The sequence below is a fragment of the Pseudomonas sp. BR20 genome (genome assembly GCF_050780135.1).
Classification (GTDB): Bacteria; Pseudomonadota; Gammaproteobacteria; order Pseudomonadales; family Pseudomonadaceae; genus Aquipseudomonas.
In genome coordinates, this window is the sequence record NZ_CP172012.1 from 4,928,169 (window position 1) to 4,948,218 (window position 20,050).

Sequence of the window (20,050 nt, forward strand, 5' to 3'; positions counted from 1 at the left end):
AAAAGATGCAAGCTCAGATATTCCCTACACTTTAGAATAGCGCCCGGTTAATCATCGGTTAATCAACGCCACACATTGTGTGCCTCACTTGCATCGAACTAAGGCTTGACCATGCGGCATCTGTTTACCTTTCTGCTGGTGTTATTCGCAGGGTTCGCCCAGGCCGCGCCGGGCAATCCGTTTGAGACCAAACCCGATTTCCTCCCGGTGGGCAAGGCTTTCACCTTTACCTCCGAACGTCTTGAAAGTGGCGAGACCCAGCTGTATTGGCAGATTGCCGACGGTTATTACCTGTACAAGCAGCGCATGAAGTTCGATGGCCTGGCCGAAAAACCCGCGCTGCCCCAGGGCGAAGCCCATAGCGATGAGTTCTTTGGCGAGCAGGAAGTGTATCGCCAGGGCCTGGAAGTGAAGATTCCCGCCGGTACCACCGGCCAGGTCAAGCTGGGCTGGCAGGGCTGCGCCGATGCGGGCCTGTGCTATCCGCCGCAGTCGATCACCGTGGACCTGGGTGGCAACCCGGCCGTCGCCGCGACCGCCCAAGCCCAGGACCAGAGCCTGGCCAGCGGCTTGCAGCAGCGCAGCCTGGGCTGGAGCCTGCTGGTGTTCTTTGGCCTGGGCCTGCTGTTGGCATTTGCACCGTGTTCGTTGCCGATGCTGCCGATTCTCGCCGGCCTGGTGGTGGGCAGTGGCGCCAGCCCACGTCGCGGCTTTGCCCTGGCCAGCAGCTATGTGGTGTGCATGGCGCTGGTGTATGCCGCACTGGGCGTATTGGCCGCGTTGCTTGGCAGCAACCTCGCCGCGCTGCTGCAAACCCCATGGATCCTCGGCAGTTTCGCCGCGTTGTTCGTGATCCTCGCCCTGCCGATGTTCGGCTTCTTTGAACTGCAACTGCCCGTGGCCTTGCGTGACCGTCTGGATAACGTCAGCCGCAACCAAAGCGGCGGCAGCCTGGTCGGCGCCGGGGTGCTCGGCGCCCTCTCCGGCCTGCTGGTGGGGCCGTGCATGACGGCCCCTCTGGCCGGTGCACTGCTCTATATCGCCCAGAGCGGCAATGCCCTGCATGGCGGCCTGATCCTGTTCGCCATGGGCATCGGCATTGGCGTGCCGCTGCTGTTGCTGGTCACCGTGGGCAACCGTTTCCTGCCCAAGCCGGGCACCTGGATGAATGTGCTCAAGGGCATCTTCGGCTTCCTGTTCCTGGCTACCGCCGTACTGATGATTCGCCCGGTGATCGACGAAAGCCTGTGGCTCGGCCTGTGGGGTGCGCTGGCCATCTCCGTGGCCTATTGCGGCTGGCGCCTGGCCCAGGATTTCGGGCGGGTTGCCATGCTGTTCGGCGCCGGTTCCGTGGTCGTGGGGTTGTGGGGCGGCCTGCTGCTGGTGGGTGCCGCGGGTGGCAGCGATGACCTGTGGCAACCGTTGAAGGTCTACAGCGGCTCGCGGACCACTGCCGCCCCCACCGCCCACGAAGCCTTCATGACCCTCAATGACCCCGCCGTGCTGCAAAGCCAGCTCGACAGCGCCAAGGCCCAGGGCCAATGGGTGCTGGTGGATTACTACGCCGACTGGTGCGTGTCGTGCAAGATCATGGAGAAACAGGTGTTCGGCAAGCCCGAAGTGCTCGACGCGCTGAAGGACGTACGCCTGCTGCGCCTCGACGTCACCGCCGACAATGCCGCCAGCCGCGCACTGCTGGGCCGCTACCAAGTGCCGGGGCCGCCCAGCTTCGTGTGGATCGGCCCCGACGGTGAGGAACGCCGCGCCCAGCGCATCACCGGCGAAGTGGATGCCGCCGCCTTCCTGCAACGCTGGACTCAAGCCCGGGACGCCCTCTGATGCTGACCCTGACCATCGGCACCTTCGCCATCGCCCTGAATCACATCCTGCTGATCAGCGCGTTGATTCTCGCCACCCTGGTGGGGTGGCGCGTGGCCAAGCGTGGCGGTGAGAATCCGGAATCGGTGCTGTTCAGCCTGTTCCTGCTGGGCATGCTGGCGGCGCGCGTCAGCTTTGTACTGATGTACTGGAGCTACTACAGCAACGACTGGCTGCAGATGGTCGACCTGCGCGACGGCGGTTTTCTCGCCTGGCCCGGTATCGTCGCGCTGATCCTCGGTGCACTGCTCTATGGCTGGCGTCGCCCGGCGCTGCGCAAGCCGCTGAGCGCCGGGGTCATCACCGGGCTGGTGTTCTGGGGCATGACCAGCCTGTCCTTGAGCGTGTATGAAAAAGGCACACGCCTGCCGGACATCACCTTGCGCAACGCCAATGGCGAGGTCGTGCAACTGGCGGATTACCAAGGCGGTCCGCTGGTGATCAACCTGTGGGCCACCTGGTGCCCGCCGTGCCGCCGTGAAATGCCGGTGCTGGAAAGCGCCCAGCGCATGCGCCCGGACGTGACCTTCCTGTTCGTCAACCAGGCCGAGAGCATGCAAAGCGTCAGCACCTACCTGGCCACCCAGGGCCTGAACCTGGACAACGTATTGTTCGACGCCAGCGGCCGCCTCGGCCAGGCCGTGGGCTCCATGGCCCTGCCAACCACGCTGTTCTACCAAGCCGACGGACGCCTGATCAACAGCCACCTGGGTGAGTTGTCCCAGGCCAGCCTGGCCCGCGCCATGGAAACCTTCGACACCGCCCCTGCCGCCACAAGGAAACCGACATGCCTCGCCTCCGCCACCTGCTGACCCTGCTGCCGCTGACACTGGCGGCCACCCTGGCCCAGGCCGAAGACTGGCCGGCACCGATCAAACAGATCGAAGCCAAAGGCGCCAAAATCCTCGGCAAGTTCGACGCGCCCAGCGGCCTCACCGGCTACGCCGCGCAATACCAGAACCGTGGCATGGCCCTGTACCTGACCGCCGACGGCAAGAGCGTAATCGCCGGCAACCTGTACGACGCCCAAGGCAATGACCTGAGCAGCGCGCCCCTGGAAAAACTGGTGTACGCGCCGATGGCCAAGGAAGTCTGGGCCAAGATGGAAAAAAGCAGCTGGATCCAGGACGGCGACGTTAAGGCACCGCGCATCGTCTACCTGTTCAGCGACCCCAACTGCCCTTACTGCAACATGTTCTGGGAACAGGCGCGGCCATGGGTAAAAGCCGGCAAGGTCCAACTGCGCCACATCATGGTCGGCATCATCCGCGAAGACAGCGCCGCCAAGTCGGCCGCCCTGTTCGCCGCCAAAGACCCGCAAAAAGCCCTGGAAGAACACGAAGCTGCCGGCAAGAGCAGCAAATTGCAGGCGCTGGCCAAGATCCCGGCGGATATCGAAGCCAAGCTCGATGCCAATATGAAGTTGATGGATGAGCTGGAACTGTCAGCCACGCCGGCGATTTTCTACCTGGATGACAAGGGTGGCTTGCAGCAACAGCAAGGAGCGCCGTCGCCGGATAAGTTGGTGAAGATTATGGGACCGAAGTAAGCGGCGCCTGGTCTGACGCCATCGGGGCATGGGTACCTACACAACTTTCAGGCTGAAAAATCTCTTTGTGGTGAGGGAGCTTGTTTCCGTGGCGGCCTTCGGGCCGACCGCTTTTTGGGGTTTGGGTGAGTACATATCCGTTACTGCGGTCACGGCGGCTATGGGTTCCGCCCTTACGGCGGGTCACTTTGGAAAAGCCCCAAAGTAACCAAAGGGCTCTTGCCCCACCACTCGGTACCTCGCCTAGGCTCGGTATGCCCGAACGAAGGCTTTGGAGCGTGGGTAACCCGGCAGGACGCCGGGTTAGCCGCACTGGGCCAGGGATGGCCCATTGCGGCGGCCCACGCTCCAAAGCCGGAGTGAGGGCACACCGAGCCTAAGCGAGGTGCCGAGTGTTGGGCGAAGCGTTTTTGGTTACTTTTGGCGCTCTTCCAAAAGTGACCCGCCGTAAGGGCGGAACCATAGGTAGCCGTGACCGCAGCAACGGATATGTACTCACCCAAACCCAGCGGAGATTAAAGCCCTTCCAGCTCCGCCATCAAATCACTCAACCGATCCACCTTCTCCACGCTGATCTCATTAGCCGCCAGCCCCTCGATGTACTCGGCCAATTCCGCCACCGTACTGCACTCGAACATCGCCCGCAGCGGCACGTCCCGTTGCAAGGTCTTCTGCACGCGCGACGCAATCTGCGTGGCCAACAACGAGTGCCCGCCCAGTTCGAAGAAGTTGTCCCGTACCCCTACTCGTTCGACTTTGAGCACCTCGGCCCAGATCGCGGCCAGGGTGTTTTCCAGTTCGTTGCGCGGCGCCAGGTAGTCCTGGCCGTGCAACTGACCAATCTCCAGTTCCGGCAGGGCCTTGCGGTCGAGTTTGCCGTTGGCGTTGAGCGGCAGGCGCTCGAGCCATAGCCAGTGCAGCGGCACCATGTATTCCGGCAGTTCGGCGCGCAGGCGTTGCTTGATGCGGTCCAGGCGTTCGCTTGTATTGAGGGCTTCATCGGCGGCCACCAGGTAACCCACCAGATGCTTGCCGTTGGCGCCTTCGTGCACGCCCACTGCCGCATCGCGAAGCTCCGGTTGTTCGTGCAGGCGCGCTTCGATTTCACCCAGTTCAATGCGGTAGCCGCGAATCTTCACCTGATGGTCGATACGTCCGACGTACTCCAGCACGCCATCGCTGCGCCGCCGTGCCAGGTCGCCGGTGCGATACAGGCGCTCACCCGGTGCGCCGAACGGGTTCGGCACAAACACCTGGGCGGTGCGCAGCGGATCGCTGACATACCCGCGGCCCACACCGGTGCCGGCCACGCACAGCTCACCGACCGCCCCCTGAGGCACCAATTCCAGCGCGCCATCCACCACGTACAAACGGTTATTGTCCGTCGGCGTACCAATCGGCAGGTAAGTGCCACGGGTAGACGCCAGGTCGACGCGGAAGAACGCCACATCGTCCGAACATTCCGCCGGGCCGTAGGCGTTGACCAGGCCGATATCCGGGTAACGCAACAACCACTGGTGCGCCAGCTCCGGCGGCATCGCTTCACCGGTCGGCAGCATCCAGCGCAAACCGTCCAGGCTGATGCGATCCTGGGCGAGCATGCCCTGGATCAGCGATGGCACGCTTTCCAGCACAGTGATGCCTTGTGCCTGGACGTGCGCCAGCAAGCCCTGGGGATCGTGGGCGATGCTGTTCGGCACAATATCCACCCGCGCACCGAACAGCGGCGCGGCGAGGAATTGCCACACGGAAATATCGAAGCTTTGCGAGGCGGTCTGGGCGATCACATCCGTCGCGCTCAGTTGCAGGTACGGCACCTTGCTCAATTGGTTGTTGAGCATGCCGCGCTGTTCGACCATTACGCCTTTGGGCAGGCCGGTGGAGCCCGAGGTGTAGATCACGTAGGCAAGGTTGTCGGGGCCGCTGTAGATGCCCGGATTTTCCCCACGGGCAGGCACTTCCTCCCACACCAGCAACTGACAGTCGACGCCGTCCAGCAGCTCGATGGCCTGCTCGCGACACGCCTCGGTGCATACCAGCAACGGTGTACGACTCAGGTCGATGATGCGGCTCAGGCGCTGGCTCGGCAGGCCCGGGTCCAACGGCAGGTAACCGGCGCCGGCCTTGAAGCTGCCGATGATCATGCCCAGCAGGTCCAGGTTACGCTCGGCCAGCAACGCCACCGGTTGGTCCAGGCCGACGCCTGCCGCAATCAGCGCATGACCCAGGCCGTTACTGCGGCGGTTCAACTCGTCATAGCTCCATTGCTGGTCCAGGCAGCTGGCGGCGATACGCTGCGGATCCGCGCTCACCTGGGCTTCGAACAACTCGACATAGCTACGCTCCAGCGGGTAGGCGTGCTCGCTCTGGTTGCAGCCGTCCAACAGGAACGCGCGTTCCTGCTCGCCCATCAGCGGCAAGTCGGCCATATCACCGTGGAAGCCCTGCACCAGCGCCAGCAGCAGGCGCTTGAATTCGCCAAGCATGCCTTGCACGGTGGTTTCGTCGAAGTAACGTTGGTCGTAGGACAGGTGCAGACCGAGGTCATCGCCCGGATAGCACACGGCAGTCAGCGGGAAGTTGGTGTGGGTGCGACCGGAGTCCGAGGTGGCATTCAGGCTGTGGGCGCGGTCCAGCACCGAGACTTCCACCGGGGCATTTTCGAACACGAACAGGCTGTCGAACAGCGGCTGGCCCTTGGGCAGTTCGCTGTGTTCCTGGATCGTCACCAGCGGCAGGTATTCGTACTCGCGCAGCTGCATATTGCTGTCGAGCAACGCGTTCAACCACTGGCGTACGCTGCAGCGCTGATCGTCCTCGGGCAGCTTCACCCGCAGCGCGATGCTGTTGATAAACAGGCCGACGGTGCGTTGCATCTCGGGCATTTCCACCGGGCGCCCGGCCACGGTTACGCCGAACAGCACGTCACGGTCGCCGCTCAAGCGCCGCAGCACCAGCGCCCACGCCGCCTGGGCAAAGGTGTTGACGGTGAGTTGATGGGCCTGGGCCAGTTCGCGCAGTTGCGCACCGTCACGGGCGTCGAGCCGGGTGTAGCAGTCGCCCACCACCATGCCGCCGCTGCCACCGGCATGTTCGCGCAGGAACGGCCGGTCGCTCGGGATCGGCGTGGTGCGCTCGAACCCTTGCAGGTTCTGCTGCCACCACTGGCGTGCTTCGGCGAGGTTCTGGCGTTGCAGCCAGGCGATGTAGTCGCGGTAGCGCGGCGGCGTAGCCAGTTGTGCCTCACGGCCTTCGCCGAGGGCCATGTAAATATCGAAGAAGTCATTCATCAGCAGCGAACGGCACCAGGCATCGATCAGGATGTGGTGGTTGCTCATCATGAACCAGTAGCGCGCTTCGCCGACGCGGATCAGGCGCAGGTGGAACGGCGCCTGGTTGAGCAGATCGAAACCGGCTTCGCGCTCGGCCTTGAGCAGCGCTTGCAGGCGCGGTTCCTGTTCGCTTTCCGGATCGGCACTCCAGTCCAGGTACTCAATCGGCGTGCTGCCCGGCTTGTGGATCACTTGCAGCATGTCTTCGCCGACGTTCCAACAGAACGAGGCGCGCAAGGCTTCGTGGCGGGCGATCACCGCTTGCCAGGCCTGGGCGAAACGCTCGGGGTCGAGGGAGCTGTTGATGCGGTAGCGGTCCTGCATGTAGTAGAGGCCGGTGCCCGGTTCGAGCAGGGTGTGCAGCAGCAGCCCCTCTTGCATCGGGGTCAGCGGGTACACGTCTTCGATGGCGCTGGCCGGTACCGGCAAGGCATCCAGTTGCGGCTGGGTCAGGCGGGCCAGGGGGAAGTCGGACGGCGTGAGGCCGCCGGCGTTGTCCTCCAGGCAATGGGCGACCAACGCTTGCAGTTCGGCCAGGTAGGCCTGCGCCAGGTCCTGGATGGTCTGTGCGTCGTGGCGTTCGCGGCTGAAGGTCCAGCGCAGCACCAGTTCGCCGCCGAACACCTGGCTGTCGACGCTCAGCTCGTTGGGCAGCGGTGCGTCCGGGTCATGGGCCAGGCCCGCCGATTCGTCCAGCGGATGGAACAGCGCATCGGCGCCGAAGCTCTGGTCGAACTGGCCGAGGTAGTTGAAGGTGATCTGCGCGCTTGGCAGCGCGGCCAGGCTTTGTTTGCACGCGTCGTCCGCCAGGTAGCGCAGCACGCCATAACCCAAGCCTTTATGGGGCACAGCACGCAGCTGTTCCTTGATCGCCTTGATCGAGTCGCCCTGCCCGACGTGCGGGGTCAAGCGCAGCGGGTAAGCGCTGGTGAACCAGCCGACGCTGCGGGTCAGGTCGATGTCGTCGAACAGGCTTTCGCGGCCATGGCCTTCCAGTTGGATCAGCGCCGAGGCGTGCCCAGTCCAGCGGCACAACACACGGGCCAAGGCAGTCAGCAGCAGGTCGTTGACCTGGGTGCGGTAGGCGCTCGGTGCCTGTTGCAGCAACTGGCGAGTGTGTTCGGCATCCAGGCGCACGCTGACCGTATCGGCATCGCGATTGCGCCGCGAACCGTGCGGGCGGGCCACGGGTAATACCGCGTCAGGGCCGGCCAACCGGTCCTGCCACACGCTCAACTCTTCACGCAGGGATTCGCTGCCGGCATACGCCTGCAAGCGTGCGGCCCAGTCACGCAGGGCGCTGGTCTTGGCCGGCAGGCTGACGGATTGGCCCTCGCTGAGCTGGCGGTAAACGTTTTGCAGGTCTTCGAGCAACACGCGCCACGACACACCGTCCACCACCAAGTGATGGATCGCGATCAGCAAGCGTTGCTGACCTTGCGGCCCATCCACCAGCAAGGCGCGCAACAGCGGGCCGTGTTCCAGGTCGAGGCTGCGCTGGGTGTCGGTGAACAGCGCGGTGCACTGCGCCATATCGCGCACTTGCGCCTGCATCAGCACGCCGCCCTGGGGCACGGCCAAGTGTTCGGCATGCCATTGCGCATCGCGCCGGGTGAAGCTCAGGCGCAGGGCGTCGTGGTGTTCGAGTACCGCCAGCAGCGCTTGCTCCAGGCGATGAGGTTCGAGCAGTTGCAGCGGTTTGAGCACCAGCGCCTGGTTCCAGTGCTGACGCGCAGGAATATCGGTGTCGAAGAACCAGTGCTGGATCGGCGTGAGGCCCGAGCGGCCGATGAGCACGCCTTGCTCGGCGATGATCTGCTCGGCGCGCGTGGCGACCGCGGCCAGGGTTTGCACGGTCTGGTGCTGGAACAGGTCGCGGGGGCTGAAATGAATCCCCGCCTGCCGTGCGCGGCTGACCACCTGGATCGACAGGATCGAATCACCGCCCAGTTCAAAGAAGTTATCGTCGAGGCCGACTTGCTGCACGTTCAACACCGCGCACCAGATCGCCGCCAAGGTGCTTTCCAGCTCGTTGCGCGGCGCCACGTAGTGTTGGCGATTGGCCTCGGGGTCGGGTTGCGGCAAGGCGCGGCGGTCGAGCTTGCCGTTGGCGGTGAGCGGCATGCTGTCGAGTACGATCAGGTGCGCGGGCACCATGTAGTCCGGCAGTTGTGCCTTGAGATGGGCCTTGAGCGCGTCACGCAAGGTGCCGTGGTCGGCGTCGCTGACCAGGTACGCCACCAACTGTTTGCCACTCGGCGAATCCAGCGCCAGCACCACCGTTTCACGTACGGCAGCGTGCTCCAGCAGGCGGGTTTCGATCTCGCCCAGCTCGATCCGGAAACCGCGAATCTTCACCTGATGGTCGATACGCCCCAGGTACTCCACCAGGCCATCGGCGCGTTGGCGCACCAGGTCGCCGGTGCGATACAGGCGACCGCCAGCGGCGGCAAACGGGTCGGCGACAAACCGCTCGGCCGTCATCCCCGGACGTTCGTGGTAACCCTGGGCCAGACCGGCGCCGCCGACATACAACTCGCCGGTCGCGCCTTGAGGCACCAGTGCCAGGTCGGCGTCGAGAATGTAGGCCACACGGTCGCCGATGATGCTGCCGATCGGCACACTGGCGGCGCCCTCCTCCAGTTGCTGCGGCGCGAGACTGGCCAGGGGCATGACCACGGTTTCGGTCGGGCCGTAGGCGTTGAAAAACACCTCGGGCTGGAACGCCGCACGGATACGCTGCACGTGTTCGCCGGTCAGCGCTTCGCCGCCGGTGATGCACATGCGCACCGGCAAGGTCTGCTGCTGGGTCGCCAGCCACTGCGCCAACTGGCTGCCGTAGCTCGGGGTAAAACCGAGGATGTTGATGCGATGGGTACGAATCAGCCCGCAGATTTCCTCGGCATCCCACTGGCCCTGGGCGCGCAGGACCACCTGCGCGCCGCTGAGCAGCGGCACCAGCAAACGCTCGGTGGCGGCGTCGAAGTTGATCGAATAAAAGTGCAGCTCGCAATCGTCCGGGCGCATGCCGAAGCGCTCGATCACGGCCTGGCAATGCATGGCGATTTCACCGTGGGACACCACCACGCCCTTGGGTTTACCGGTGGAGCCGGAGGTGTAGATCAGGTAGGCCTGATGCTGCGGCACGCTGATAAACGGCAGCTCGCCGGCCGGGTAATTCGCCAGCACCGGCAAGTCATCTTCCAGGCACCAGCAGGCCACAGTCGCCGGCAATTCGCCGAGGGCTTCGAACATCGCCGCATCGCTGAGCAACAGGCCGATGCCACTGTCTTCGATCATGTAGTGCAGGCGGTCCAGCGGGTATTCCGGGTCCAGCGGCACATAGGCGCCACCGGCCTTGAGGATCGCCAGCAGGCCGATGACCATTTCCAGCGAGCGCGGCAGCGCCAGGCCGACACGCACCTGCGGGCCGACGCCGCGCTCGCGCAGCATCCACGCCAGGCGGTTGGCGCGGGCGTCCAGTTCGGCATAAGTCAGAGTGACACCGGCAAAGGTCAGCGCCGGGGCCTGCGCGCGCTTGAGCGCCTGCTGGCTGAACAGTTGATGGATGCACTGGTCGAGGCGATGCTCGCCGGCTTCCACGCCCAGGCTGTCCTGCAACGCACGCTGCTCGGTGGCGCTCAGCAACGGCAATTCGCTGAGGCGTTGTTGCGGATTGGCGATCAACGCTTCGAGCAAGTTGCGCCAATGCTCGGCCATGCGCGCGATGCGTGGCTCATCGAACAAATCAGTGCTGTAGGTCAGGCAGCAACCCAGGCGATGATCGAGGTCGGTGACTTCCAGGTTGAGGTCGAACTTGGTCGCGCGGGCATCGTTGGCCAGGTAGTCGACGGTCATGCCGGCCAGTTGGCGGCTCTGCTGGAATTCCCAGCGCTGCACGTTGCACATCACTTGGAACAGCGGGTTGTACGCCGCGCTGCGCGGCGGTTGCAGGGCTTCCACCAGATGGTCGAACGGCAGGTCCTGATGGGACTGGCCTTCGATCACGGTGTGGCGCACCTGCTCGAACAGCTCGGCGACATTCATCTGCCCAGTGAGCTGGCAACGCAGCACCTGGGTATTGAGGAACGCTCCGATCAGCCCTTCGCTTTCCGGGCGAATGCGGTTGGCCACCGGCGCGCCGATGCGCAGGTCGGTCTGGCCGCTGTAGCGGTAGAGCAATACGGCCAGGGTGGCCGTCATGGTCATGAACAGGGTCAGGCCACGTTCGGCGTTGAAGGCACGCACACGAGCGGCGAGATCGTCGCTGAGGTCGAAGCGGTACAGCTCGCCCCGGTGACTTTGCACCGGTGGCCGTGGACGGTCGCCGGGCAATTCGAGCAACGGGTGTTCGTTGCCCAGTTGCGCGGTCCAGTAATCCAGCTGGCGTTGGCGCTCGCCAGACTCCAACCATTGGCGTTGCCACACGCTGTAGTCCAGGTACTGCACCGGCAACGGCGCCAGCGGAGACACGCGCTCATCGATAAACGCTTCGTACAGCGCGCTGAGTTCACGGGCAAAGATGTCCATGGCCCAGCCTTCAGTGACGATATGGTGCAGGGTCAGCACCAGGTAGTGCTCCTGCTCACCGGCCTTGACCAGGCAGGCGCGCAGCAGCGGCCCGGTTTCCATGTTGAACGGCGTGTGGGCTTCAACATCGGCCAGTTGCTGCAGACGCTGCTCACGTGCGCTTTCGTCCAGTGCGGAAATATCCTGCCAATCCATGCGCAGGCCAGTCTGCGCCGCGACCTTTTGACAGGCCACGCCGTCGACGCTCGGAAAGGTGGTGCGCAGGGTTTCGTGGCGCAGGATCAAGGCCTGCAACGCCGCTTCGAAACGCGCCACATCCAGCACACCGCGCAGGCGCGCCATGCCGCCGACGTTGTAGGCCGGGCTGTCCGGTTCCATCTGCCACAGGAACCACATGCGCTGCTGGGAATACGACAACGGCACCGGCACGCTGCGGTCGACGGTGGCGATTGCGGTTTGCTGGTTGCGTTGGCCGCTGGCCTGGATCAGGCCGACTTGCTCGGCAAAAGCGCCCAGCTCGCTGGCTTCGAACAAGGTCCGCAACGGCAGCTCGACGTCGCAGGCCTGGCGGGTGCGGGAGATGATTTGCGTGGCCAGCAACGAGTGGCCGCCGAGGGCGAAAAAGTCATCGCGCAGGCCGATACGGGGCACGCCCAGCACTTCACGCCAGATCGCTGCAATCTGCTGCTGCAAGGGTGTTTCGGGTTCGATGTGTTCGCGGGTTTGCCACACCGGCGCCGGCAATGCGCGACGGTCGAGTTTGCCGCTGGGGCTCAGCGGCATCGCGTCCAGGCGCATCAGTTGCGCGGGCACCATGTACTCCGGCAACTCGGCGGCCAGAGCGGCTTTTACGTCCTGTTCGTCCAGCGCGGTATGGGCGGTGTAGTAACCGATCAACTGCGCGTCACGCACCAGCACCACGGCCTGGGCGATACCGTCCAGGGCCAGCAGGCGCGCTTCGATTTCTTCCGGCTCCACCCGGAAGCCGCGCAGCTTGACCTGCTGGTCGAGACGGCCAAGGTATTCAAGCACGCCCTCTGCACTCCAACGTGCGCGGTCACCGCTGCGATACAGGCGCGCGCCGGCCTCGCCCAGCGGGTCGGCAACAAAGCGCTCGGCGGTCAAACCGGCACGCCCAAGGTAACCGCGCGCCAGGCCGATGCCACCAATGCACAGTTCACCCGGCACACCGGCCGGCAACGGGTTGAGCTGCTCGTCCAGCACGCGGCAGATCACATTGCCCAGCGGCCGGCCAATCGGCGAGCGCTCGCCATCCTCGGCAGTGCAATGCCAGTGGGTAACGTTGATCGCGGTCTCGGTCGGGCCATAGCGGTTGTGCAATTGCACCGCCGGCAACTGCGCCAATACGCGATTGCGCAACTCGGCGGGCAAGGCCTCGCCACCTGAGAACAGGCGACGCAGGCTGGTGCACTCGGCCACCAGCGGTTCGTCGATAAACAGCTGCAACAGCGGCGGCACAAAGTGCAGCGTGGTCACGCCGTACGCCTGCACCAACTGCGCAATGCGGTGCGGGTCGCGATGCTCGCCAGGACCGGCCAGCACCAGGCGGCAGCCGGTGATCAGCGGCCAGAAGCACTCCCACACCGACACGTCGAAACTGATCGGTGCCTTTTGCATCAGCACGTCGCTGTCATTGAGTTGATAGGTGGCCTGCATCCACTGCAAGCGCTCGGCCAGGGCCGCATGGGTATTGCCCACGCCCTTGGGCTGGCCGGTGGAGCCGGAGGTGTAGATCACATAGGCGAGGTTGTCGCCGTGCAGGTGCAGGCCCGGTGGCTGGGTCGGCCAACCGTCGAGGTGCAGGGTGTCCATGGCAATCACGCACACGCCTTCGGCACTCGGCACGCGGTCCAGCAACGCGGTCTGGGTCAGCAGCAGGTGCACGCCGCTGTCCTGGAGCATGTAGGCCAGGCGCTCGGCAGGGTAATCCGGGTCCAGCGGCACATAGGCGCCACCGGCCTTGATGATCGCCAGCAGGCCGACCAGCAACTGCGGCGAACGCTCGGCGGCGATGGCCACGCACACGTCCGGGCCGACACCTTTGTCACGCAGGTAATGGGCCAGGCGGTTGGCCTGGGTGTGCAGTTGGGCGAAGGTCAGGCTGCCGTCCTGCCAGACCAGCGCGGTGGCGTCCGAGGTGTGTTGGTTGAGCAGTTCGGGCAGCCAGTGTTGAGCCGGTGCGCACGGCGCCTGGCTCCACGCTGGCTGTTCGTCCTGCTGCATCAGCTGGAGGTCGCCGATGGCCTGTTGCGGTTGTTCGCACACGGCCTGCAGCAGGTGAATGAAATGCTCGGCCAGGCGCTGGATGGTCGCGCTGTCGAACAGTTCATCGGCGTAGTCGAAGGACAGGCTCAAACGCCCGTTGCGGTCTTCTTCGCTGTGCAGTTGCAGGTCGAACTTGGCTTCGCGGCTGTGCCAGGGCAGCTCATCGGCGAGCATGCCCGGCAGGCGGCGCAAGGCGCTGAGGTCACGTTGCTGGTGGTTGAACATGACCTGGAACAGGCCTTGTTCGCGGGCTTGCGGGAAGGCTTCCAGCAGTTGCTCGAACGGCAGGTCCTGGTGGGCCTGGGCGCCCAGTGCAGTCTGGCGGGTGGCGGCCAGCAGCTCAGTGAAAGGCAAGCGTCCGTCCAGCTCGGCACGCAGCACCAGGGTGTTGATAAAGAAGCCGATCAGGCCCTGGGTTTCCTGGCGCGGGCGGTTGGCATTGGGCACGCCGATGCGGATATCGCGCTGGCCGCTGTAGCGGTAGAGCAAGGTCTGGAACGCCGCCAGCAACAGCATGAACGGCGTGGACTCGTTGGCCTGGGCGGTCTGGCGAATCGCTTCGCTGAGGCTGACACTCAGGCGCGCACTATGGCGCGACGCACTGTGGCGTTGCCGGGCCGCACGCGGGTGGTCGGTGGCCAGGCTCAGGGTCGGGTGCTCTTCCCCCAGTTGGGCTTTCCAGTACGCCAGTTGGCGCTGGCCTTCACCGTCGGCCAGCCATTGGCGCTGCCAGCTGCCGTAGTCGGCGTACTGCAAGGCCAGTGGCGGCAACGTCAGGGCCTGGCCCTGGCGTGCGGCGGCGTAGAGACGCGAGAACTCGTCGATGAGGATATTCAACGACCAGCCGTCCGCGATGATGTGGTGCAGGGTCACCAGCAACTGGTGATCTTCATCGTCCAGGCGCACCAGGGTCACCCACAGCAGCGGGCCTTTTTCCAGGTCGAACAGGGTGCGGGCTTCGTCTTCACGGATCTGTTGCGCGCGGGCTTCACGCTCGGCGGCGGGCAAATCACTGAGGTCGATGATTTGCAGGTCGAAATCGCGGTGGGCATCCACACGCTGGAAGGCCTGGCCATCACGTTCATAGAAGCGCGTGCGCAGGGCTTCGTGACGCTGGATCAGGTGCTGGAAGCTTGAGCGCAGCGCGTCTTCATCCAGTTCGCCACGCAAACGCAGGGCGCCGGGGATGGTGTAGGCGCTGCTTTGCGGGTCCAGTTGCCAGGTGATCCACAGGCGGTTCTGGGCCAGGGATTGCGGCAGTTCGTCGTGGCGTGACAACGGGCGGATCGTACCTTGGGCGACGCCGCCGTCCTGTTGCAGTTGCGCCACGTTGGCAGCAAATGCAGACAGCGTCGGCGCCTCGAACAGCAGCCGCAGGTTCAGCTCCAGGCCGAGGGTTTCGCGCAGGCGCGCGACCACTTGGGTGGCGGTGATGGAGTTGCCGCCAAGCAGGAAGAAGTGATCGTCGGCCGCCACCGTGGCGACCTGCAACTGCTCGCACCAGATCGCCCCGATCTGGCTTTGCAGTTCGGATTCCAGCGCGGTATCGCTGGCCTGCGCATGCAGCCCAGGGAACTGCGCGTAGCTGTCGAGGCTGCCATCCACATGGCGAAGCGCACACGCCGCACGCTGCACCTTGCCGCTGGAGGTCTTGGGCAAAGCGCCGGGGTTGAGCAGCACCACCACGCACGGCGCCTCTTGGTAGGCCTCGGCCACGGCTTGGCGGATAGCTTTGATCAGCGCTTCAGGCGGCAGGATCTTCTGCACGCTGCGGCTGATTTCTGCGGCGATGCCGATGCCTTCCAGGCCGTTGTCATTCACCGCAAACGCGGCGACCCGGCCCTTGCGCACCAGTTCCACTTCGCGCTCGATGGTCTGCTCGATGTCCTGGGGGTACAGGTTGTGGCCGCGCACGATCAGCAGGTCTTTCAGGCGGCCGGTGATGTACACCTCGCCCTCGCGGATAAAGCCCAGGTCACCGGTGCGCAGCCAGGTGCGGCCGGCATGCTGCACGAAGGTCTTGGCGCTGGCCTCCGGGTTGCGCCAGTAGCCGTGGGCGATGCTCGGGCCGCTGGCCCAGAGTTCGCCGACGCAGTTGTCGGCCAGCTCGGTCAGTGTGTGCGGGTCGGCGATCAGTACCGCGTGTTCTGGCTGGCGGGTGCCGCAACTCATGATCGCACTGCCCTGCCCCGGCTCGGCGCGGTTGGCGGCCAGGGCCTGCTCGTCGACACGTAGCGCGGGGATGCCATGGCCACGCCGGCCGCCGGCGACAAACAGGGTGGCTTCGGCCAGGCCGTAGGAGGCGAAGAAATTATTCGGGGTAAACCCGCAGGCGGCGAACTTCTCGGCGAAGCGCTCCAGGGTGTCGAGGCGGATCGGTTCGGAGCCGGAATAGGCCACGCGCCAGCGGCTCAAGTCCAGGCGTTCCAGGGCCGACTCACTGACCCGCTCGCTGCACAGGCGGTAGGCGAAATCCGGCCCGCCGCTGATGGTGCCACGGTATTCGCTGATCGCTTCGAGCCAGCGCAACGGCCGGCCGAGGAAGTAGGCCGGCGACATCAACACACACGGCACGCCGCTGAAGATCGGTTGCAGCAGGCCGCCGATCAGGCCCATGTCGTGGTACAGCGGCAACCAGCTGACGATCACATCGTCAGGGTTCAGGTCGATGCCAAAGCCGCGTCGTATCAGCACTTCGTTGGCCACCAGGTTGCCGTGGCTGACTTGCACGCCCTTGGGCAACGCGGTGGAGCCAGAGGTGTATTGCAGGAAGGCGATGTCATCGGGTTGCAGGTCGGGGGCGCTCCAGGCGCTGGCGATCGGCGCGTCGAGAGTATCGACACTCAGCACCGGCGGCGCGTTTTCGATTTGCGCGAGGCCATCGGCCAGGCTGGCGATGGTCAGCAGCAGGCGTGGTTCGGCGTCACCGATAATCGACAGCAAGCGCTCCTGGTGATGACGGCGGGTGGACTCCGGCGGGTAGGCCGGCACCGCGATCACCCCGGCGTACAGGCAGCCAAAGAACGCCGCGACGTAGTCCGGGCCACTGGGGAACAACAGCACCGCGCGGTCGCCCAACTCGGCGTTGGCCTGCAAGGCGGCGGCGATGGTGCGGGCGCGCTGGTCCAGGTCACGGTAACTGAGCACCACGTTGTGCTCGGCCGACTCGGCGAGGAAGCGCAGGGCGACCTGGTCCGGGGTCTGCGCGGCGCGACGTTGAAGGGACTCGACCAGGGTACGGGGAAGTTCGAAGGCGTCCATCATGGGGTTCCTGCCTGAAATCGGCTTACGGGAAATTCGGGAATGGGAGAGCGATCAGCCGGCGGCCAGTTGCCGCGCCGCGCCATTGCGCCAGCGGGCCAGGTGTTCGTCGGCGTAGCGACGCACGCAGCGCAGTACGGCGCTTTCGTGTTGGATAAGGAAGAAGTGGTGGCCGTCGAACATGTCCAGGGAAAAGCCACTGGCGGCATCGAGTTGCCAGTCGAGCAACTGGTCGGCGCGCACGCTGTCCTGCGTGCCGCCAAACACATGGATCGGCATGCCCAGCGGCTCGCGCTCGCCGTAGGTGAAGCTGCCGCACAGCAGGAAGTCGGCGCGCAGGATCGGCAGCATCAACTGCATCAACTCGGGGTTGGCCAGGGCTTCTTCGGCGGTGCCTTGCAGTTCGCGCAGGCGGACGATCAGTTGCGCGTCGGTCTTCTCGATGGCGTATTCGCTGACATCACGCCGAGCCGGACCGGCCGTGCCGGAGGCGAACAGCGCCAGCGGCGCAGGGACATTTCGTGCGTTTAACGCGTGGGCCAATTCAAAGGCCAGCAGGCCGCCGAGACTATGGCCGAACAACGCATAAGGGCCGCTCAAGTCGCCACTGATTTCCTCCGCGAGCTGCGCCGCCAAGGCCTTGATATCGCGCTGCAGGGGCTCGTCCATGCGCATGCCACGGCCGGGCAATTCCAGCGGGCACACCTGCAACCACTCCGGCAACGTGCGGCGCCAACGTGCGTAAACCATGGCGCTGGCGCCCGAATAGGGCAGACAGAACAGGCGCAGTCGAGTCGGCGTAGTCATCCCGCGACGACTCCAAACTGAAACACGCTGTGTGCACGATAAAAACCCATTTCGTCCTCCTGCGGGTGCTGATCCCTGGCCGCTTGGCTAACGGCCCTGTCACCCAGAAGAACGGACGGCACCGGCAAATAATTAGTCGCCGGGTACCTGCGAGACGTGGTTCACACCAAACAAGAAAGCATAAGATTAGTTCGCCTTCTCATTTGACAATCATTATCATTAAGCATAATTTGTTGCCCGATGTGTAGGAGGCCTCAGCAAGGACGCCCTCCCCTAACCTCTTTTGCGACAAGGTGATTTCCATGACGGAACAAGTATCCACAGGCAGGTGCGACTCACCGCTTCTCCAGGCATTTGTCGACAATCGACTGATTCTGGTGAAGATTGCGGCACGTATTACCGGGTGCCGCTCCCGTGCTGAAGATGTAGTGCAGGACGCCTACTTCCGCCTGCAATCGGCGCCGACGATCACGTCATCGTTCAAGGCCCAACTGAGTTATCTGTTCCAGATCGTGCGCAACCTTGCGATCGATCACTATCGCAAGCAGGCCCTGGAACTCAAATATTCCGGGACGGAAGAGGAAGGCTTGAATGTGGTCATTCACGGCGCTTCACCGGAAACCTCCCACATCAATTTCAACACCCTGGAAAACATCGCCGACGCCCTGACGGAGTTGCCCCAGCGCACCCGCTACGCGTTCGAGATGTACCGCCTGCACGGTGTGCCGCAAAAGGACATTGCCAAGGAACTGGGGGTTTCACCGACGTTGGTGAACTTCATGATTCGCGATGCGCTGGTGCACTGCCGCAAAGTGTCGGGCAACCACAGCGATACATTTGCGCGGCGGGTTTGACCTCAGGGCACCGCCATCACATCGATGCGATACGGCTCGAAAATCTTCAGCATCTCGCCGCTGTCGCGCAGTCGCTTGAGCAACGCCGAAAACGCCTCGCCCGTGATCGGCGCCTTGGGCCGCAGCAACGCGTAGTGGTGATAGACCTGGTCGATGCGCTCCGAGACCAGGAAATGCCCGGCCATATCCGCATTGCGCACCATGAAGTCACTCAAGTACGAACGGGTTACCAAGGCGATGTCCGCACGCCCGCGCGCAACCATCAGCAGGTTGCTGTCATGGGAGTAGGTCAACGTGGCGTTGAAGTGCTCGGCCAAGTACTTGGGGTCGGGGTTGAAGTTGGCGAAGGCGTAGTGATAACCGCTGAACACCGCCAGGCGCTTGCCGGTCAGGTCGGCGAAATAGCTTTGGTCACGGCCTGGATCATGCTGGGCAACGAAGATTTCCGCATCTTCAAGGCCCATATCGACGCTGGTGTGGGGAACCTTCTGCCAGCCCCAGTCGGGATTTTCGAAAATAGCCATGTCAATCCGGCCCTGCTCGAAATCGCGGAAGCGCCTGGGGATGGAGGTGGGCACCAGCACAAACTGGTAGTCGGTCTGCGAGGCGTTCAGGACCTCCACCAGTTGCGGCAACAAACCGGTATCGGCGCCCTGCTCCGGACGCACGGTGTAGGGTGGAAAATGCGCCGCGCCGATGCGCACCAGTTGCGCAGCCGAAGCCGGCAACCACGCTGCGGTGCCGAGTGCCCATAAAGTAAGTCCTGCAGCCAACCGCCATGGCGAAAACATCAAGGCACACACCGTTCAATACATCGATGTCGATAAGCTAGGCGTTTTTGTTCGGCTAGACAACTTTCCATCGACAAATTAAGAGCTTGCGCCTCAATCGGCCTTCAAAACCATCAACAAGGCTTCTTCGGCCAATTGCTCCAGGGTCAGGTTGCCCTCGGCACGAAACCAGGTGGTGGTCCAGGACAAGGCTCCGGTGAGGAAGCGTCGCGCAATAAACACATCGCCCTTGATGTAACCCGCCGCCTTGGCCTCGCCCAACACCTGCAGCCAAATGTCTTCGTACACATCGCGCAGCGCCAGTACCTGGGCCTGGGCGTCGGCCGACAACGAGCGCCACTCATACACCAGCACTGCCATGGCCTCGCCGCTGCCGCCCATGATCGATTGCAACTCGCAGCGAATCAGCGCCAGCACGCGTTCGCGCACGTTGGTCGTCTCCTCGAGCGAGGCGCGCATCAAGGCGGTGTTGTAGTGGATGGTTTCCTCCATCACCGCACGCAGGATCTCGTCCTTGCTCTTGAAGTGATGGAAGATGCTGCCGGACTGGATGCCCACGGCGCCGGCCAGGTCGCGTACGGTGGTGCGCTCAAAGCCCTTGTTGCGAAACAGGTGAGCCGCGGTTTGCAGCAACTTGCCACGGGCACTGTCGGGGTCGGTCAATTGGCCGCCGTCGACCATGGTGCGCATCACCCGCAGGGCTTTGTGCTCATCCATGCTGCTCTCCTCTACTTCTACTGACGTCTTGGCCGGCAATTTAGG

The 20,050-nt window shown here is 64.1% G+C and carries 8 protein-coding genes; 4 read left to right on the plus strand and 4 right to left on the minus strand.

All coding sequences use genetic code 11. The features are described 5' to 3' along the window. The first annotated feature begins 111 nt into the window (after positions 1-111). Genes dsbD through dsbG form a run of 3 tightly spaced genes read left to right on the plus strand, consistent with a single transcriptional unit; the run spans position 112 to position 3,427 of the window. On the plus strand, positions 112-1,839 hold the full coding sequence (gene dsbD, locus ACHPFG_RS22650) for a protein-disulfide reductase DsbD (RefSeq protein ID WP_131700350.1): 1,728 nt from the start codon (positions 112-114) through the stop codon (positions 1,837-1,839). After that, positions 1,839-2,690: a prolipoprotein diacylglyceryl transferase family protein gene (locus tag ACHPFG_RS22655; RefSeq protein WP_431700479.1), complete on the plus strand. Its 852-nt coding sequence runs from the start codon at positions 1,839-1,841 to the stop codon at positions 2,688-2,690. The genes dsbD and ACHPFG_RS22655 overlap by 1 nt, the downstream gene beginning before the upstream one ends. After that, positions 2,666-3,427 (plus strand): thiol:disulfide interchange protein DsbG, encoded by a 762-nt coding sequence (gene dsbG, locus ACHPFG_RS22660; RefSeq protein WP_431700480.1) that lies wholly within the window; start codon positions 2,666-2,668, stop codon positions 3,425-3,427. Before ACHPFG_RS22655 ends, dsbG begins: the two co-directional genes overlap by 25 nt. A 515-nt stretch (positions 3,428-3,942) precedes the next feature. Here dsbG and ACHPFG_RS22665 read toward each other — a convergent pair. Then, on the minus strand, positions 3,943-16,839 hold the full coding sequence (locus ACHPFG_RS22665; RefSeq protein ID WP_431700481.1) for a non-ribosomal peptide synthetase: 12,897 nt from the start codon (positions 16,837-16,839) through the stop codon (positions 3,943-3,945). Positions 16,840-16,890: 51 nt separating this feature from the next. After that, positions 16,891-17,643 carry a thioesterase II family protein gene (locus ACHPFG_RS22670; RefSeq protein ID WP_131698541.1) on the minus strand — a complete coding sequence of 251 codons (753 nt, stop codon included), beginning with the start codon at positions 17,641-17,643 and terminating at the stop codon, positions 16,891-16,893. Positions 17,644-17,945: 302 nt separating this feature from the next. On the opposite strand from ACHPFG_RS22670, the gene ACHPFG_RS22675 reads away from it, so the two are divergent. Continuing rightward, complete coding sequence (locus ACHPFG_RS22675) at positions 17,946-18,497, plus strand: RNA polymerase factor sigma-70 (protein WP_027603895.1); 552 nt, start codon at positions 17,946-17,948, stop codon at positions 18,495-18,497. 2 nt (positions 18,498-18,499) lie between these two features. Here ACHPFG_RS22675 and ACHPFG_RS22680 read toward each other — a convergent pair whose 3' ends face one another. Both ACHPFG_RS22680 and ACHPFG_RS22685 read right to left on the minus strand, forming a co-directional pair. Continuing rightward, on the minus strand, positions 18,500-19,288 hold the full coding sequence (locus tag ACHPFG_RS22680) for a substrate-binding periplasmic protein (protein WP_431700482.1): 789 nt from the start codon (positions 19,286-19,288) through the stop codon (positions 18,500-18,502). Positions 19,289-19,381: 93 nt separating this feature from the next. Next, positions 19,382-20,005, minus strand: a complete 624-nt coding sequence (locus tag ACHPFG_RS22685) for a TetR/AcrR family transcriptional regulator (protein WP_431700483.1) — start codon at positions 20,003-20,005, stop codon at positions 19,382-19,384. Positions 20,006-20,050 lie beyond the last annotated feature (45 nt).

What these genes read in the sequence shown, in the direction of transcription:
- dsbD (WP_131700350.1), top strand. Translation starts at nt 112, where the DNA reads ATGCGGCATCTGTTTACCTTTCTGCTGGTGTTATTCGCAGGGTTCGCC.
- ACHPFG_RS22655 (WP_431700479.1), top strand. Translation starts at nt 1,839, where the DNA reads ATGCTGACCCTGACCATCGGCACCTTCGCCATCGCCCTGAATCACATC.
- dsbG (WP_431700480.1), top strand. Translation starts at nt 2,666, where the DNA reads ATGCCTCGCCTCCGCCACCTGCTGACCCTGCTGCCGCTGACACTGGCG.
- ACHPFG_RS22665 (WP_431700481.1), bottom strand. Translation starts at nt 16,839, where the DNA reads ATGATGGACGCCTTCGAACTTCCCCGTACCCTGGTCGAGTCCCTTCAA.
- ACHPFG_RS22670 (WP_131698541.1), bottom strand. Translation starts at nt 17,643, where the DNA reads ATGACTACGCCGACTCGACTGCGCCTGTTCTGTCTGCCCTATTCGGGC.
- ACHPFG_RS22675 (WP_027603895.1), top strand. Translation starts at nt 17,946, where the DNA reads ATGACGGAACAAGTATCCACAGGCAGGTGCGACTCACCGCTTCTCCAG.
- ACHPFG_RS22680 (WP_431700482.1), bottom strand. Translation starts at nt 19,288, where the DNA reads ATGTTTTCGCCATGGCGGTTGGCTGCAGGACTTACTTTATGGGCACTC.
- ACHPFG_RS22685 (WP_431700483.1), bottom strand. Translation starts at nt 20,005, where the DNA reads ATGGATGAGCACAAAGCCCTGCGGGTGATGCGCACCATGGTCGACGGC.